Annotated in this window: 1 protein-coding gene; it reads left to right on the top strand. The window is 57.1% G+C overall.

Features of this window, described 5'->3' with window-relative positions:
• Positions 1 to 62: 62 nt before the first annotated feature.
• On the top strand, positions 63 to 331 hold a 269-nt coding region (gene tnpA, locus FHK95_RS19985; protein ID WP_150306380.1), incomplete at its 3' end, for an IS66-like element accessory protein TnpA.

Genomic DNA, 331 nt, shown 5'->3' with positions numbered 1-331 from the left:
TCTTGAGCCTGGCACAGCTGACGTCAGGATAGTGTCCACTTATTTTCTAGTGGACACTTAATATGAGCACTGTAAGCGTAGGCAAGCCCTACCAAAAACGCCGTCGCCATTCCCAGGAGTTCAAGGCCAGCATCGTTGCAACCTGCCATGAACCGGGTGCCTCCGTCTCACGCATTGCGCTGGAGAACGCCCTCAACGCCAATCTGGTGCGGCGCTGGATCAGTGAGTCGCGACGAACCGATAACACGCTCGCTTCAGTGCCCGCGTTCGTTCCGGTTAACCTGCCGTCCCCGTCGACTGCTGCAAATAGTCACCCGCGCAACAACATCCG

The sequence above is a fragment of the Pseudomonas saliphila genome (assembly GCF_008638345.1).
Taxonomy (GTDB): Bacteria; Pseudomonadota; Gammaproteobacteria; order Pseudomonadales; family Pseudomonadaceae; genus Halopseudomonas; species Halopseudomonas saliphila.
Note: the sequence above shows the minus strand (reverse complement) of the source record. Positions and strands in the feature narration are given on the sequence as shown.